Origin of the sequence: Halobacillus sp. BBL2006 (assembly GCF_000786645.1) — a bacterium.
Classification (GTDB): domain Bacteria; phylum Bacillota; class Bacilli; order Bacillales; family Halobacillaceae; genus Halobacillus.
In genome coordinates, this window is the sequence record NZ_JRNX01000419.1 from 1 (window position 1) to 1,959 (window position 1,959).

Here is a 1,959-nt window from a genome sequence, read left to right on the forward strand (position 1 = left end):
TTTTCTATTGTTTTTCTTTCATTATCGTATAGACAGCAAGGCGTTCCGTGTATCCCTGAGCATCGTTATCATAAGGTCCAGTACAAGTGATGAGGTTCAAAGACCTTTCATTCGTGGGGCCAAAGAGTTTCCGGAGTGGGGCATCATCAACGGGATAAGCGACAACTTCCTTGACCGCAAATGTTAACGTACCTCCGTCTTTTCCATGGACTACAATATCATCACCGGTTTCAAGTTTTTTTAAGTCATAGAAGACTGCAGGACCATACTGGCCATCTACATGACCGGCAATAACAGCATTGCCAGTCTTTCCGGGTTTTGTCCCTGGTTCAAACCATCCGACATCCGTTACACTGTTCGGGACAGCCATACCGCCTTCATCTGTGTACCCTTGCGGCTGGACTGGAGCATCTACATCGATCGATGGAATCTCTAATCGTACAGGAATCAAGCCTTTTGCTTCATCTTTTTGTACAATTGTTCCCGGTGTGTAATTTTTCTTGATGGGCGCCGATTTTAGCGCGTCGTCAGCAGCTAAAGGTACGGGCTCGGCTTTCTTAACGGTTTCCGTAGTTGTTTGAGATTGAGGTGAAGATGAAAGAACCCTGGCTTCCTCAAGGGGTTCATCATTAAGCAATTGAAAGCTTACGATAAATACGAGGAAGCCAAGGAGTATAGAATATACATATCGTTTCATTAGTTACGCTTCAGAACGTTTACGGAAAACCATGAATCCAGCACCCATGGCTGCTAGACCAAGAATTGTTGCATAAAGCATAGCATTTGAACTAGAGTCATTGGCTCCACCGAAACCTGTTTTTGGCATAGAAGATGGCATAGCGGATGAATCTTCTAATAGAAGAACTTCAGGACTGTCTGCTGTACCTACAGCAAATGCACTATACACTTTACCTTCTTCAAAAGTGGTCCCAGAAAGATCGATCAACTGAGTTCCATCTGTTGTACGAACTTCCAGATCATAAGTTCCTGGCTCGAGCTCTTTATAATCAGTCACCATCGGAAATTCAGCGCCTGAGAATAATGCATCGCCGCCAATCGGTCCAACATCAACCGCAGGTGCACCTGGAATGAAGTGGCCAACACGAACTTTTGACATTCCTTCGCTAGCTTCCATGGAATCCTGGATTGCCTTTAATTGAAGGTTTTCTAAGTTATCAATCGCGGCAGCTGTATAAGCCATTCCTGATTCAACTTTGACATTAGCTGAAAGGACAGCATCTTGTTCACCTTTTGTACCAGCAGCATAAATTTCGACTGTATGTTCTCCGGCAGGGACTTCCATGTAATCCGTTGCGGCTTTAAATTCAGCACCTTCGACAACAGCTTCTCCATCAACATAAACATCAACGGCTGGAGCATCAGGGGAAGCGTGGAGGACACGTACTTTCGCCATATCACCATGGTTATCAGCAAAAGCGGCTGGGGCGAAGACTCCTAAGACTAAGACAAAGGCTGCTAACGACGATAAAATTTTCTTCATGTTTCCACTCCTTAAAATTTTTTATATGATAATTGTCGAAGGTGTATGTTTCGACAATCGTTAACCAAAATCAAACAGGACTGAATTTTGTGAAAATTTCGCGAAAAAAATTATAAAAAGATTATACAAAACTTGTACATTTATAATATACACGCTTTATTTAGAATTCAAACTTTTGAAGGTTCTCAATGTGCTTCCTTATATTTCCTTGATTATTGACATGAAAAAAACACCGATGAAATCATCGATGTTGGAGTGGAGACTATTCTTGATAATATGCCATTTTTCCATCAATCATCGTCCAAATCGGCTGAGATAAAAATTCAAATGGATGACCGCTCCAGAGGACGAGATCAGCGTCTTTTCCTTTTTCAATGGAACCGACTCGATCATCGACCCCAAGGTTTTTGGCCGGGATGATTGTGATGCCTCGGAGAGCGTCCTCAATATCCATACCT

At 42.7% G+C, this 1,959-nt stretch carries 3 protein-coding genes; all 3 read right to left on the reverse strand.

The window, feature by feature from the left end; genetic code table 11:
* Positions 1-4 precede the first annotated feature (4 nt).
* Positions 5-697 carry a class F sortase gene (locus tag LD39_RS12700; RefSeq protein ID WP_052158855.1) on the reverse strand — a complete coding sequence of 231 codons (693 nt, stop codon included), beginning with the start codon at positions 695-697 and terminating at the stop codon, positions 5-7.
* Between the two features lie 3 nt (positions 698-700).
* Complete coding sequence (locus tag LD39_RS12705; protein WP_035547275.1) at positions 701-1,501, reverse strand: DUF4397 domain-containing protein; 801 nt, start codon at positions 1,499-1,501, stop codon at positions 701-703.
* 262 nt (positions 1,502-1,763) lie between these two features.
* Positions 1,764-1,959: amidohydrolase family protein (locus tag LD39_RS12710; protein ID WP_156112639.1), on the reverse strand; the 196-nt coding region annotated here is incomplete at its 5' end.

Coding starts and splice junctions, on each gene's coding strand:
- LD39_RS12700 (WP_052158855.1), bottom strand. CDS start 697: ATGAAACGATATGTATATTCTATACTCCTTGGCTTCCTCGTATTTATC.
- LD39_RS12705 (WP_035547275.1), bottom strand. CDS start 1,501: ATGAAGAAAATTTTATCGTCGTTAGCAGCCTTTGTCTTAGTCTTAGGA.